The sequence below is a fragment of the Methyloversatilis sp. NSM2 genome (assembly GCF_038066675.1).
Lineage (GTDB): Bacteria > Pseudomonadota > Gammaproteobacteria > Burkholderiales > Rhodocyclaceae > Methyloversatilis > Methyloversatilis discipulorum_A.
Genome location: NZ_JBBUKV010000010.1, coordinates 32,863 through 46,258, shown reverse-complemented (window position 1 = coordinate 46,258; position 13,396 = coordinate 32,863). Strand labels below are relative to the sequence as shown.

The 13,396-nt window shown below is 68.6% G+C and carries 14 protein-coding genes; 7 read left to right on the top strand and 7 right to left on the bottom strand.

Annotated elements, in window-relative coordinates; translation table 11 throughout:
* Together WJU27_RS16220 and WJU27_RS16215 are read left to right on the top strand one after the other, a co-directional pair.
* On the top strand, window positions 1–969 hold the full coding sequence (locus WJU27_RS16220) for an aspartate carbamoyltransferase catalytic subunit (protein ID WP_341422749.1): 969 nt from the start codon (window positions 1–3) through the stop codon (window positions 967–969).
* Window positions 966–2,252: a dihydroorotase gene (locus WJU27_RS16215; protein WP_341422748.1), complete on the top strand. Its 1,287-nt coding sequence runs from the start codon at window positions 966–968 to the stop codon at window positions 2,250–2,252. Before WJU27_RS16220 ends, WJU27_RS16215 begins: the two co-directional genes overlap by 4 nt.
* On the opposite strand, the gene WJU27_RS16210 is transcribed toward WJU27_RS16215, so the two are convergent.
* From WJU27_RS16210 to queE, 3 genes are all read right to left on the bottom strand, one after another.
* A complete protein-coding gene (locus tag WJU27_RS16210; RefSeq protein WP_341422747.1) occupies window positions 2,197–4,251 on the bottom strand; it encodes a transglycosylase domain-containing protein in 2,055 nt (684 codons plus the stop codon). The two genes, WJU27_RS16215 and WJU27_RS16210, sit on opposite strands and share 56 nt — an antisense overlap.
* Before the next feature lie 27 nt (window positions 4,252–4,278).
* The gene (locus WJU27_RS16205; protein ID WP_020162926.1) at window positions 4,279–4,644 is read right to left on the bottom strand and encodes a 6-pyruvoyl trahydropterin synthase family protein; all 366 of its coding nucleotides are present in this window, start codon (window positions 4,642–4,644) and stop codon (window positions 4,279–4,281) included.
* A gap of 75 nt (window positions 4,645–4,719) precedes the next feature.
* Complete coding sequence (queE, locus tag WJU27_RS16200) at window positions 4,720–5,349, bottom strand: 7-carboxy-7-deazaguanine synthase (RefSeq protein WP_296807686.1); 630 nt, start codon at window positions 5,347–5,349, stop codon at window positions 4,720–4,722.
* Between the two features lie 63 nt (window positions 5,350–5,412).
* Between queE and WJU27_RS16195 the strand changes: the two genes are divergently transcribed.
* Window positions 5,413–6,423, top strand: a complete 1,011-nt coding sequence (locus WJU27_RS16195) for a serine/threonine protein kinase (protein WP_020162928.1) — start codon at window positions 5,413–5,415, stop codon at window positions 6,421–6,423.
* A 7-nt stretch (window positions 6,424–6,430) separates the two neighbouring features.
* Here the strand turns inward: WJU27_RS16195 and mtgA are convergent, their stop codons facing one another.
* Genes mtgA through WJU27_RS16180 form a run of 3 tightly spaced genes read right to left on the bottom strand, consistent with a single transcriptional unit; the run spans window position 6,431 to window position 8,852 of the window.
* Complete coding sequence (gene mtgA, locus WJU27_RS16190) at window positions 6,431–7,123, bottom strand: monofunctional biosynthetic peptidoglycan transglycosylase (RefSeq protein ID WP_341422746.1); 693 nt, start codon at window positions 7,121–7,123, stop codon at window positions 6,431–6,433.
* Between the two features lie 13 nt (window positions 7,124–7,136).
* Window positions 7,137–7,970: a shikimate dehydrogenase gene (aroE, locus tag WJU27_RS16185; RefSeq protein ID WP_341422745.1), complete on the bottom strand. Its 834-nt coding sequence runs from the start codon at window positions 7,968–7,970 to the stop codon at window positions 7,137–7,139.
* 6 nt (window positions 7,971–7,976) lie between these two features.
* Window positions 7,977–8,852, bottom strand: a complete 876-nt coding sequence (locus WJU27_RS16180) for an energy transducer TonB (RefSeq protein ID WP_341422793.1) — start codon at window positions 8,850–8,852, stop codon at window positions 7,977–7,979.
* Window positions 8,853–9,058: 206 nt separating this feature from the next.
* Here WJU27_RS16180 and WJU27_RS16175 point away from each other — a divergent pair, with 206 nt between their 5' ends.
* Together WJU27_RS16175 and WJU27_RS16170 are read left to right on the top strand one after the other, a co-directional pair.
* Window positions 9,059–9,880 (top strand): undecaprenyl-diphosphate phosphatase, encoded by an 822-nt coding sequence (locus WJU27_RS16175; RefSeq protein WP_020162932.1) that lies wholly within the window; start codon window positions 9,059–9,061, stop codon window positions 9,878–9,880.
* Window positions 9,880–10,458: a YqiA/YcfP family alpha/beta fold hydrolase gene (locus WJU27_RS16170; RefSeq protein ID WP_020162933.1), complete on the top strand. Its 579-nt coding sequence runs from the start codon at window positions 9,880–9,882 to the stop codon at window positions 10,456–10,458. The genes WJU27_RS16175 and WJU27_RS16170 overlap by 1 nt, the downstream gene beginning before the upstream one ends.
* Window positions 10,459–10,475: 17 nt before the next feature.
* On the opposite strand, the gene WJU27_RS16165 is transcribed toward WJU27_RS16170, so the two are convergent.
* Entirely contained in the window at window positions 10,476–11,945 is a 1,470-nt protein-coding gene (locus WJU27_RS16165) for a hypothetical protein (protein WP_020162934.1), read from the bottom strand.
* Window positions 11,946–12,101: 156 nt separating this feature from the next.
* Between WJU27_RS16165 and WJU27_RS16160 the strand changes: the two genes are divergently transcribed.
* Both WJU27_RS16160 and WJU27_RS16155 read left to right on the top strand, forming a co-directional pair.
* Window positions 12,102–12,896, top strand: a complete 795-nt coding sequence (locus tag WJU27_RS16160) for a thymidylate synthase (RefSeq protein ID WP_020162935.1) — start codon at window positions 12,102–12,104, stop codon at window positions 12,894–12,896.
* Window positions 12,893–13,396, top strand: coding sequence for a dihydrofolate reductase (locus WJU27_RS16155; protein WP_341422744.1), 504 nt, complete (start codon window positions 12,893–12,895; stop codon window positions 13,394–13,396). The genes WJU27_RS16160 and WJU27_RS16155 overlap by 4 nt, the downstream gene beginning before the upstream one ends.

Genomic DNA, 13,396 nt, shown 5'->3' with positions numbered 1-13,396 from the left:
ATGGCCCGCAATCCGCAACTGAACAAGAACGGCGAGCTGCAGCACCTGCTCACCACCGAGGGCCTGCCGCGCGACGTGATCACCCGCATCCTCGACACCGCCGAGCCCTTCGCCGGTGTCGCCGAACGCGAGGTGAAGAAGGTACCGCTGCTGCGCGGCAAGAGCGTGTTCAACCTGTTCTTCGAGAACAGCACACGCACGCGCACCACGTTCGAAATCGCCGCCAAGCGCCTGTCGGCCGACGTGATCAACCTGAACATCGCGACCAGCTCGACCAACAAGGGCGAAACCCTGCTCGACACGGTGGACAACCTGGCGGCCATGCAGGCCGACATGTTCGTCGTGCGCCATGCTTCCAGCGGCGCGCCCTACCTGATCGCGCAGCACCTCGAAGCGACCGGGCGCGACCACATCCACGTCGTCAACGCTGGCGACGGACGCCACGCGCACCCGACGCAGGGTCTGCTCGACATGTACACCATCCGCCACTACAAGCGTGACTTCACGCAGCTGTCGGTGGCCATCGTCGGCGACATCCTGCATTCGCGCGTGGCGCGCAGCCAGATCCACGCGCTGACGACGCTGGGCGTGCCCGATCTGCGCGCCATCGCGCCGAAGACGCTGCTGCCGCACGACATCGAACGGCTCGGCTGTCGCGTCTTCAACGACATGCGCGAAGGCCTGCGCGGCGTCGACGTGGTGATGATGCTGCGCCTGCAGAACGAACGCATGCAGGGTTCGCTGCTGCCCAGCGCACAGGAGTATTTCAAGTTCTTCGGCCTGACCGAGGACAAGCTCGCCGTGGCCAAGCCCGATGCCATCGTGCTGCACCCGGGGCCGATGAACCGCGGCGTCGAGATCGACTCGGCGGTGGCCGACGGTCGCCAGGCGGTCATCCTGCCGCAGGTCACCTTCGGCATTGCGGTGCGCATGGCAGTGATGGCCATGCTGGCCGGAGGAAACGCATGAAGATCCACATCAAGGGCGGCCGGCTGATCGATCCGGCGCAGGACATCGACGCACCGACCGACGTCTACATCGCCGCCGGCAAGGTGGTGGCGCTGGGCGCTGCGCCCGACGGCTTTCACGCCAACCGCGTCATCGACGCCAGCGGTCTGGTCGTCGCACCGGGTCTGATCGAGCTCAGCGCGCGGCTGCGCGAGCCCGGCCTCGAATACCGCGCGACGCTGGAGTCGGAAGTCGCGGCCGCAGTCGCCGGTGGCGTCACCAGTCTGGCCTGCCCGCCGGACACCGATCCGGTGCTCGACGAGCCCGGCCTGGTCGAAATGCTGAAGCACCGCGCGCGCATGCTGAATCTCGCCCACGTCTATCCGCACGGTGCGCTGACCGCCGGCCTCAAGGGCGAACGTCTGACCGAGATGGGCGAACTGCACGATGCCGGCTGCATCGCTTTCTCGCAGGCCAACGTTCCGGTGGCCGACACCCAGGTGCTGTTCCGCGCGATGCAGTACGCGGCCACCTTCGGCTACACGGTGTGGCTGCAGCCGACCGACATGCATCTGGCGGCCGGCGGTGTTGCGCACGAAGGCGAAGTGGCGGCGCGGCTGGGTCTGACCGGCATTCCGGTGCTGGCGGAAACGCTGGCCATCGGCCAGATGCTGCAGCTGGCGCGCGCCACCGGATGCAAGCTGCATCTGGCGCGCATTTCCAGTCGTGCCGGGCTGATGCTGATCGACCAGGCACGACTCGACGACATGCAGGTGAGCTGCGACGTGGCCATCCACGCGCTGCACCTGTGCGATGTCGACATCGGCTATTTCGATCCGCAGTGCCGCACGGTGCCGCCGCTGCGTGCGCAGTTCGACCGCGAGGCACTGCGCGCAGCGCTGGCCGACGGCCGTATCGACGCGCTGTGTTCGGACCACACGCCGGTCGACGACGACGCCAAGCAGGTGCCCTTCGCCGAAGCCGAGCCGGGCACCACCGGCCTCGAACTGCTGCTGCCGCTGACGCTGGCCTGGGCGCGCGAAATGCGGCTGCCGCTCAAGGTTGCGCTGGCGCGCATCACGGCCGACGCCGCACGCGTGCTCGGTCTGAACGCCGGCCACCTGCGGGTCGGCGGTGCGGCCGACGTGTGCATCTTCGATCCGGAGGCGCCGGTGCGCATCAGTCGCGAATCGTTGCGCAGCCAGGGTAAGAACACGCCCTATCTGGGCCGCGAGCTGCCGGGCCGTGTCAGCGCGACGCTGGTGTCGGGCCAGGTGGTGTACGAGGCGCCGGCCCGCCATTGAAGGTTTCGGGTGCGGCGTCGAGCCGTACCTCGAATTCGATTGACTGCAGCTGCAGGCCGTGCGCGTCTTCCAGCGCCAGCCGGTGACGGCCGGGGCGCGGGCTCCACAGCGCGCGCCCCTCGATCGCCGGCAGGCGCTCGTCGTTGATCACCCACTGCAGGCCCGGCCAGCCGGGTCGAGCCTCCAGCAGCATGGCCTGGCGGCCGGCCGGCAGGCTGGCGCTGACCAGTTTGACGCCTGTCGTCGGCTGCACGATGCGCGGCCGGCCGAACAGGTCGCGCACGGTCGCGTCGGCGAAGGCCTGCTGCATGCCGGGCAGGAAATACTCTTCCCGTTCGGCTTCGATTTCCGGTTCGAAACGCAGGCGCACGCCTTCGAGTCCGGGCGGCGGCGGGGCCGCTTCGGCCGGAATCGGGTCGATGGCCGCGGCGACCGACAGCCAGGTGGCCGCCACCGGTCGCGCCGCGCGCAGCGCGATCGTGTAGCGGCGCGTCCAGCCGACCGACCAGTGCGTCGCGCGGTCGCTCGAGCGCCCGTGCATCACCGCGTGCCAGTCGTGCGCGTCCGGCGTCGTGCGTGTGGACAGCAGGTCGCCGACCAGCCACGCCACCGGCGACGCCCACAGTCGCTTGCCGCTGCGATCCACGCCGCGCCATTGCGCCGCCTCCAGCGCCCACGGCGTCCAGATGCCGTCGTTGGCCAGCGTGCGGAAGGCGTTGGCCATCTCGGGCAGGCTGGCACGGCTGCCGTTGGTCGCCGACGCGTCGATGCCGTGCGCACGCAGCGTGGCGGTCAGCGCGTCGTCGCCGATCAGCGCGCGCACGCGCAGCGCCGGAATCTCGGCCGCCTGCGTCAGCGCCGCCCGTGTGCTGAGCGGCTGGCCGCTGCCCTGCAGGCCGGGCGGCAGCGCCCGGGTGACGAAGTTCGGGCTGTCGTCGAACACCGACGCGGCGCTGATCCAGCGTTGCTCGAGGGCCAGTCCGTAGGCGAACGCATGCAGCGTGCTGCCGGCCGGGAGGCGGCGCACCGCAGCGTCGGTGTCGTCCGGACCGCCGGCCCATACCAGCGCTTCGCCGCTCGCGTTGTCGAGTACCACGACGGCGACGTCGGCGCGCTCGCGGCCGAGCGCGTCCAGCGTGCGCCGCTGCAGCCGTGCGTCGAGCGTGGTGGCGCGCTGCTCGCCCGGCTCGCGCAGCAGGCGGCGGGCTAGCGGCTGTGCTTCGGTCCAGCGCGGTTCCAGCCGGTAGCGCTGGGTGAGAACCTGATTGGCGAGGGTACGCAGTTCGGCGCAGGCGGGCGCCGGTTTCAGCTTCAGCGCCACCGCGCAGGCACGCTGCGCAACCCGCTCGGCCGGTGCGTTCGGGCCGCGCAGCAGCGCCGCCAGCAGCAGCGCCTCGCGCGCATCGACCGCGTCCGGATCCTTACCGAACAGGCCGCGGGTGGCGGCCGAAATGCCGCGCAGTTCGCCGCGGAAGGGGGCGAGGTTGAAATACGCTTCGAGGATCTGCGCCTTGTTCCAGCGGCGCTCGATTTCGCGCGCGGCGGCGGCCTGGTCCCATTTCTGGCCGACGCTGCGGCGCGTGCCCTGCAGGCGCAGCGCCGGATCGATCAGGCCGGCCAGCTGCATCGTCAGCGTCGATGCGCCGCGCGGACGGCGCCCTTCCAGCGTGCGCCACAGATTGTCCCAGGTGGCGCCGGCGAGCGCCGTCCAGTCGACGCCCGAATGTTCGAGAAAGCGCTTGTCCTCGGCCACCAGCAGCGCGCGCACCAGCGGTGGCGACAGCGTGCGCGCGCCGACCCAGTCGAGCCGGCGCTCGTCGAAATCGACGCGCACCTCGGCGAGCGGCTGGCCGTAGCGGTCGAGCAGACGCGCTTCCGACGAGCGCCAGCTGTCGCGCACGGTGTCGAACGAGGGGGCCTGAGCCTGGGCTGCGGGGGTGCCGAGCAGTACGAGACAGGCCAGCGCAGTGCGTGCGCGCTTGCCCGTGCCCGCGTTCATCGGCCGACGATGCACGCGCGCGTCAGCTCAACACGCACTCAGCGTGCATTTGTCGCCCGAAGCCTGGCGCTCGACCGTCACGCGCGCCAGCTGAGGCAGCTGCGGGGCGAGCTGCCGCCACAGGTAGTGGCAGAGGTTCTCCAGCGTGGCTGGGCCGATGCCCTCGACCTCGTCGAGGAAGCGGTGGTCCAGTTTCTCCCGGACTTCGGCCAGTGCGGCGCGGAACACCGCCAGATCGAGCAGCATGCCGCTGGCCGGGTCCGGCTCGCCGCGCAGCGTCACCTCGGCGTGATAGGTATGGCCGTGGATGCGCAGGCTGGATTCGGTTTCCACCTTGCGGCGCAGGGTGTGGGCGGCTTCGAAGAAGAAGCGCTGGCTCAGTTCAACAACCATCTCGATACGTCCATCGATACTTCAAAAAGGGGCGGCCACGTCATGCAGTGCGCGCCGCCCCGGAATCTGCGACGGTCAGCGTATGCCGACCGCCTTGTGCGTCTGGAAGCTGAGCCGCCAGCGCGGGTGCTGCATGCACCATTCGATCGCCCAGCGGGCGTTGTCGGCCGCCGCGGCATTGTCCATCGGCTGCACCAGGAAGTGCTCGAAATCCCAGCCTTCCATCGCGGCGAGATCGAGGCCGTCCTGCGGCACGACCACTTTCAGTTCCTGACCGCGGCGCTGCACCACCGCGTTACCGGCCTTCGGGCTGACGCAGATCCAGTCCAGTCCGGCCGGTGCGGTCAGCGTGCCATTGGTTTCGACCGCGATCTCGAATCCGCGTGCGTGCAGTGCGTCGATCAGCGGGGCATCGACCTGCAGCAGCGGTTCGCCGCCGGTCAGCACGACGAAGCGGGCGCCGCCGGCGCCGGTCCAGCTCGCGGCGATGGCATCGGCCAGGGCGTCGGCTTCGTAGCGGCCGCCCAGCGTGCCGTCGGTGCCGACGAAGTCGGTGTCGCAGAAGCGGCACTGCGCGGTCGCGCGATCCTGTTCGCGACCGCTCCACAGGTTGCAGCCGGCGAAGCGGCAGAACACGGCGGCGCGACCGGCGTTCAGCCCCTCGCCCTGCAGCGTGTAGAAGATTTCCTTGACCTGATAAGCCACGACAGATGCCAGAAGCGGCGAAAAACACGCTAGGGTATCGCGTTTGAAGGATTTTTCCACCTGATGAGCGACCTCACCACCCAGCAGCCCTACGCCGATCTGAACCCGGACACCGTGCTCGATGCACTCGAAGCGGCCGGTTTCGTGGTCGATGGCCGCCTGCTGGCGCTGAACAGTTTCGAGAACCGCGTCTATCAGGTCGGTGTGGACGACGGTCCGCCGGTGATCGCCAAGTTCTACCGGCCGGCGCGCTGGAGCGACGAAGCGATCGCCGAAGAACACGCTTTCTGCCGCGAGCTGGCCGAGCATGAAATTCCGGTCGTTGCGCCGCTGGAACTGCCGGGCGGCGGCACGCTGGCCCGGCATGCCGGCTACCGGTTCGCCGTGTTTCCGCGCCGCGGCGGCCGGGCGCCGGAGCTGGACCGCAGCGACACGCTGGAATGGATAGGCCGCTTCATGGGCCGCATCCACGCGCTCGGTGCGGTGAAGCCTTATCTGCACCGGCCCACGCTGGACATTGCCAGTTTCGGCGACGAGCCGGCCGCCTATGTGCTCGATGGCGGATTCGTACCCCCCGAACTGGAGAAGGTGTATCGCGGCGTGGTCGCGCAGGCGCTTGACGGTGTGCGCGCCGCGTTCGAACGCGCCGGCGAGGTGACGCGCATCCGCACGCACGGCGACTGCCACGTCGGCAACATGCTGTGGGTCGATGGCCAGGGGCCGCACTTCGTCGATTTCGACGACAGCCGGATGGCGCCGGCCATCCAGGATCTGTGGATGCTGCTGTCGGGCGACCGCGCCGACCGCGCGCGCCAGCTGGGCGACGTGCTGGCCGGCTACGAGGAATTCTGCGACTTCGATCTGCGCGAACTGCATCTGATCGAAGCGCTGCGCACGCTGCGGCTGATCCACCACAGCGGCTGGATCGCCCGCCGCTGGCAGGACCCGGCCTTCCCGGCGGCCTTCCCGTGGTTCGATACGCCGCGCTACTGGGAGGCGCGCATCCTCGAACTGCGCGAACAGATCGCGGTGATGGACGAAGCGCCGCTGTGGCTGGCGCCGGGCATGCGCTGAGCGGGCCTCAAGGCACCTGCGAATAATGCATGCGCCCGGCGATGCGCGCCGCGTGCGCGGCCAGCCGCGGGCCGAAGGTCTTTTCGTACTTGCGCGGGTTGGGCAGCATGACGGCCAGCCGCGCCGCCTGCTCGGGGCCCAGCTTCGCCGCCGGGATGCGGTAGTAGCGCTGCGCCGCCGCCTCGGCGCCAAACACGCCGTCGCCCCACTCGACCACGTTCAGATAGATTTCCAGGATGCGCCGCTTGTCCATCACCGCCTCCATCATGAAGGTGATGGCGGCTTCCTGCGCCTTGCGCACATAGCTGCGGCTGGGGCTGAGGAAGAGGTTCTTCGCCAGCTGCTGGCTGATGGTCGAACCGCCGGCCACCGCGCGGCCCTTCTTGCGGTTCTTTTCCATCGCCTTCTGGATGCCTTCCCAGTCGAAGCCCTCGTGATCGACGAAAGCGTCGTCCTCGGCGGCGATGACGGCGCGCTTCAGGTGCACCGAGATGCGCTCGTACGGCACCCACTGGTGGCGCAGCTGCGCGTCCGGCTTGCGCTCCCGCATTTCATCGAGGCGCAGCGACATGAAGCGGGTCTGCGACGGATTGAACTGTGTCCACCAAAGCAGATGGCCGAACACCCACAGCTGGTAGGCGAGCACCAGCAGTACCGCACCGGCGAGCAGCCACTTCAGCGTACGCAGCACACGACGCATCAGACGCTCCGTCTCAGGCCAGCGGCGGCAGCGCGGCGCGCAGCGTCGCGCGCACGGCGGCGGTGTCCGGACGCACGCCGCGCCACAGCGCGAAGGCCTCGGCCGCCTGTTCGACCAGCATGCCCAGACCGTCGGCCAGCCGTGCCGCGCCCTGCTCGCGCGCCTGTTTCAGATATGCGGTGAGGCCACGGCCATACACCATGTCGTAAGCCAGGCTGCCAGGCGCGTACAGGCCGGAGGGCAGCGGCGGCGCTTCGTCGCTAAGGCTGGCGCTGGTGGCGTTGACCACCACGTCGTAGGGCGCGTCGGCGGCGTCCGCCCAGCCGCCAGCGCCAAGCGCGCCGCGCACGTCGTGGCTGGCGAACTGCGCCTGCAGCGCGCGCGCCTTGTCGGCGGTGCGGTTGGCGATGAACAGTCGGGCGATGCCGGCGTCGAGCAAGGGCAGGATGACGCCGCGCGCCGCGCCGCCGGCGCCCAGCAGCAGCAGGCGCGCGCCGGGAAGGCGGCAGCCCAGCGTTTCGAGGTCGCCCACCAGCCCGGCGCCGTCGGTGTTGTCGCCCAGCACGTCGTCGCCGAACACGAAGGTGTTTACCGCGCCGGCCAGCCGCGCCCGCTCGGTCAGGCGGTCGGCCAGACGCCAGGCCTCTTCCTTGAACGGCACCGTGATGTTCATGCCGCGCCCGCCGCTCGCCCGGAACGCGGCAACCGCGTCGGCGAAGCCGTCGAGCGGTGCCAGCAGGGCCTCGTAGCTCAGGTCCTGCGCGGTCTGCGCGGCAAAGGCGGCGTGGATGGCCGGCGACTTGCTGTGTGCGATCGGGTTGCCGATGACGGCGTAGCGGTCGGTCATGGGGTATCAGCGTGATTCGAGCTGGTCGCCCTGGGTGAAGCTCCAGGTGCGGGTGATGGACAGGATTTCGTATTCGCGCCGGATGTCCGGCGGGAAGGCGGCGTAGGGGGCGGCCATGCGCACGATGCGGATGGCGGCGTCGTCGAGCACCTTCTGGCCGGACGAGCGGTTCAGGTCGATCTTCTCGATCTCGCCGTCGGCGCGGATTTCCACCGTCAGCGTCAGGTTGCCGTAGAGCTTGCCGCGCGCCGCAGACGGGTAGTTCAGGTTGCCGATGCGTTCGACCTTCTGCCGCCAGTCCTCGATGTACTGCGCGAAGCGGTATTCCTGTGTTCGTGCGCCGACGAATTTCTTGCGCGGCCGCTTGTTGTAGTCGTCGACGTCGCGTGCGATCTCCGCCTCCATCCGCGCCATCGCCATTGCCCTGGCGGCGAGGTCGGCGCCACTCAAGGCCTGCAGCGGCTGTGGCGACGGGTCGGGCTGCTCCAGCCGCCGTTCTTCCGGACGCAGTTCGGTCTTCGCCTGCAGGTCGGCCAGCAGCTTCTGCTGCTGCGCCTCCATCTCCTGCACGCGACGCTGCGTCTCGACCAGCTGGTCGCCGGCCTTGTCGCGCCGGCTGGCCGGCAGCGGCGTCTTCGCACGACGGTTCTGGTCGGTGTTGCCGCCGCCGTCGAGATTGGCCTGCGCCAGCGCCTGCGGATCGACCGGTTTCTGCTTGCTGCGCGCATTGACCAGCACCACTTCGAGCGGCTGGTCCTTCGCCTTCTGCTTCGGTTTCAGGTCGGGCGCGAAGTTGATCGCCAGCACGAAGGCGTGGATCAGGATGGACAGCGCGATGCCCAGGGCCAGCGGCGGAACGCCGGCCGGCGCCGCCGACACCACGGCGCTGGCGCCCGATGGTGCGGAAGCAGCGGCAGCATGGGTGCGGAAACGGACGGCAGCGCTTTTCTTCGACATGGCGCGGGATTTTACAGGTGGGCGGTGAAATACCGCCGCCCGCGCGCGAATCTGCGCCGAAGGCGGACCGGAGCCGTCATCGACGTCGCCTATACTCGGGCGCCTGACCTGTTTCGCTGCACTGCAACTTCATGGATCTGCTGCTGATCAAGGCCGTCATTCTCGGCATTCTCGAAGGACTCACCGAATTCCTGCCGATCTCGAGCACCGGCCACCTCATCATCGCCGGCAGCCTGCTCGGCTACACCGACGAAACCAGCCGGGTGTTCAAGATCGTCATCCAGCTCGCCGCCATCCTGGCGATCTGCTGGGAGTACCGGCGCAAGCTGATCGACGTGACTGCCGGTCTGGGGCGCGAACCGGCCGCCAACCGCTTCGTGCTGCACGTGCTGGTCGCCTTCCTGCCGGCCGCCGTGCTGGGCTTCCTGTTCCACGGCATCATCAAGACCTATCTGTTCAACCCGCTCACCGTGGCCGGCGCGCTGATCGTCGGCGGCGTCATCATTCTGGTGATCGAGCGGCGCAATCACACGCCGCGCTACCAAACGACCGATGACCTCGACTGGCGGGCTGCGCTGAAGGTGGGTTTCGCGCAGGCCATCGCGATGTTCCCCGGTGTGTCGCGCTCGGGGGCGACCATCATGGGCGGTCTGGTATTCGGCCTGTCGCGCCGCGCCGCCACCGAATTCAGCTTCTTCCTCGCCATCCCGACCATGATCGCGGCGACGGCTTACGACGTGTACAAGAACTGGGCGCTGCTGCGCGTCGAGGACCTGCCGGTGTTCGCCGCCGGCTTCGTCGCCTCCTTCCTCGCCGCCTTCTTCAGCGTGCGCTGGCTGCTGCGCTACATTTCCAGCCACACCTTCGAACTGTTCGCCTGGTACCGCATCGTGTTCGGCCTGTTCGTACTGGCGAGCGCCTGGTTCGGCTGGGTGGACTGGGCCGATCACTGATGCAGAAGCTGCTGTACTTCCACGGCTTCCGTTCCGGACCGCAGTCGGTCAAGGCGCAGCAGTTGCGCGCCCATCTGGCCCGACAGGGGCGGGCCGGCGATCTGTGGTGCGAACAGCTGCCGCCGGGGCCGCTGGACGCGATCGCGCTGATCGAAAGTGTTCTGCAGCCCGCGCTCGACGCCGGGACCGAGGTGGCGCTGGCCGGCTCGTCGCTGGGCGGCTTCTACGCGCTGCATCTGGCGGAGAAATACGGCCTGCGCGCCGCGCTGATCAATCCGGCCGTGGTGGCACCGCTGTCGCTTGGCGACTACGTCGGCGAGCACACGCATATGTATACAGGCGACAGCTTCCGTTTCGAACAGCGCCACGTCGATGAACTGCGCGCACTCGACGTTGCCGCGGTGACGCGGCCGGAGCGCTATCTGCTGCTGCTGGAAACCGGCGACGAGGTGCTGGACTGGTGGCAGGCGGTGCTCAAGCTGCGCGGCGCCAACATGATTGTTCATGCCGGCGGCGATCACAGCCTGCAGAGCTTTGCGATGGAACTGCCGCGCATCACCGACTTCCTGCTGCCCTAGCCGGGCAGCGACGCGGGTCAGCGGAAGTCGCTGACGCGGAAGCGGGCGAGGTCGAAGTTGGTGCCGCGCTCGATCAGTTCGACCGGGTCGAGTCGCACATGGCGGCCGTTGATCGACGCGTGCAGCGGGTATTCGGCGGAATAGCCGGTGCCGTTAATGGCCAGGCGCACCACCGCGCCGCTGACCGGATCATCGAGCGCCACGGCTTCGCCACTCTGTCTTTCCGAGAACACTTCGAGCGGACGTGCGGTCGTCGACAGCGTTTCGATGCCCACCGTGCCGCGCGCATCGCGCCCGCGCAGGTAACGGCGCACGACACCGACCAGCCAGTTGTCGCCGCCCGAGGGTTGCATGCCGACCAGCGAACCGACGCGCACCCATTCCGCACTGGCGGTGGGCGCGGTGGCGCCGATGCCGCCGAGGCTGGCGTCCGACATTTCCCAGCGGTAGATCACCGCCTCGTCGCGCGCGCCACGCAGAACATGGTGCAGGTGCTTGATGCCATTGGCCACCGCCAGCGCGCCGCCGAGCGAATGCCGACGGTACTGGCGGGTCGGCGGGTCGAGCGCCCAGTTCATCGCCAGATGGCGCAGCAGCTTGGCCAGCTGGTCACGCTCCGGCATGTCGTCGAGACTGAGCGCGTCCGGCAGGTCGCCGCCTTCGACGCGACGGGCCAGCGCCAGCGCCGCGTCGGCGGCGGCGATGCCTGAGAAGAAGCGGATGCCATCGACCTGCTGCGGCGCACGCACCAGACGCAGCGGCGGCGCCGGCTGGTTGGCGTCCAGCCAATGCGTGCTGCCGCGCTCGATCGATGGCGACATCGAGTAACGCGCCGCGAAATAGCCGGTCAGCTGTTCGGCCAGACGGACGCTGTCAGGCACCAGACCTTCAGGCGCGGCGACGTGCAGCGCGATCAGTCGCAGGTATTCGCGTTCGACCGAGGTCGGCACCTCGTCGGCCGCATTGACCACCTCGCGTGCCTCGGCGCCAGAGGCCTGCGCCAGCAGATAGGCCTGACCGGCCACCTGCCACAGGCCGGCGTCGACCGGACCGTTGTGATAGACGTCCCACTTGAAGCGCTGGCGGCAGGCGCGCACCGTGCGCGAAGCGAGCCGCGACAGGCCGCTCAGCACCGACGCGTGCGTCGGGTCGGAAATGTAGCGATCGAGCGCCACCTCGTAGGCGGACGACAGGATGGACCAGAAGTCGCGGCCGGTGCGCCACACCACGTCCTTGCCTTCCGGGTCGTCGGCGTAGATCTGGTCGAGTTTGCGCAGATGAGGCTGGGCGCTGGAATCAAACTGGTAAAGCAGATTGACGTGGTGCGCCAGGTCGATATTGGTGGCGTCGCCGACCGATTCGACCCAGCCGGTCAGTTCATTGATGGCCAGATCCGGCTGGGCGGCGGCGATTTCGGCCAGCACGCGACGAAGCTCGGCCGGATTGCCGAGCACGCTTGCCGGGGATGAAGAGAACACGCCGAACATACCTGCCACCTCCGCCACTCAGGGCTGTACCTGACTGACACCTGTATGAATGTTTTGTGCCGCGCGGCGATCCGCTGCCGCCGCGTCGCGGGATGGTCGACCGTAGTGGTCTAGAATCCCGACCCTGTAGCGTAACGCGACTGCGCAAACTTTGCCATGCAGCAATATCTCGATCTCATGCGACACGTGCTGGAACACGGCACGGTCAAGACCGACCGCACCGGCACCGGCACCCGTTCGGTGTTCGGCTGGCAGATGCGGTTCGACCTCGCGCAGGGCTTTCCGGTACTGACCACCAAGAAACTGCACCTGCGTTCCATCATCGTCGAACTGCTGTGGTTCCTGCGCGGCGACACCAATATCGCCTGGCTGAAGGAACACGGCGTCAGCATCTGGGACGAATGGGCCGACGAGAACGGCGACCTCGGCCCGGTCTACGGCGCCCAGTGGCGCAGCTGGCCGACGCCGGATGGACGCCACATCGACCAGATCAGCGAACTGCTGGTCGGCCTGCGCAACAACCCCGATTCGCGCCGCCACATCGTCAGTGCCTGGAATCCGGCGGAAATCCCGTCGATGAAGCTGCCGCCCTGCCACGCACTGTTCCAGTTCTACGTTGCGGACGGGCGATTGTCCTGCCAGCTGTACCAGCGCAGCGCAGACATATTTCTCGGAGTGCCTTTCAATATCGCCAGTTACGCGCTGCTGACGATGATGGTGGCGCAGGTGTGCGGCCTCGAGCCGGGCGAATTCGTGCATACGCTGGGCGACGCCCACCTGTACTCGAACCACCTGGAACAGGCGCAGCTGCAGCTGACACGGGCGCCGCGGCCGCTGCCGACGATGTGGATCAACCCGGAGGTGACCGACCTGTTCGCCTTCCGCCCGGAAGATTTCCGGCTCGACGGCTACGATCCGTGGCCGCACATTCCTGCAAAGGTGGCGGTATGAAGCTGTCGCTGATCGCCGCCCTGGCCGCCAACGGCATGATAGGTCGCGACAACGGCATGCCCTGGCATCTGCCGGAAGACCTGAAGCGCTTCCGCGCCCTGACCATGGGTCACCCCATCATCATGGGGCGCAAGACCTGGGATTCGCTGGGCCGGCCGCTGCCCGGGCGCACCAGCATCGTGGTGAGCCGGCAGGACGGGCTGGACATCGCCGGCGCACGGGTGGTGCCGTCGCTGGACGCCGCAGTCGAACTGGCGGCAACGCTTGAGGGCGGCGACGAAGCTTTTGTGATCGGCGGCGCGCAGCTCTACGCGCTGGCGCTGCCGCGGGTCGATCGCCTGCTGCTGACCGAAATCGCCGACGCTTTCGACGGCGACACGCGTTTCCCCGACTATGACCGCAGCGCCTGGCAGGAAACGGCACGCGAAGAGGCGGTCAGCGCCGGCGGCCTGCGCTACGCCTTCGTCGACTACACGCGACGCGCGGCGCAGCCTCGCTAG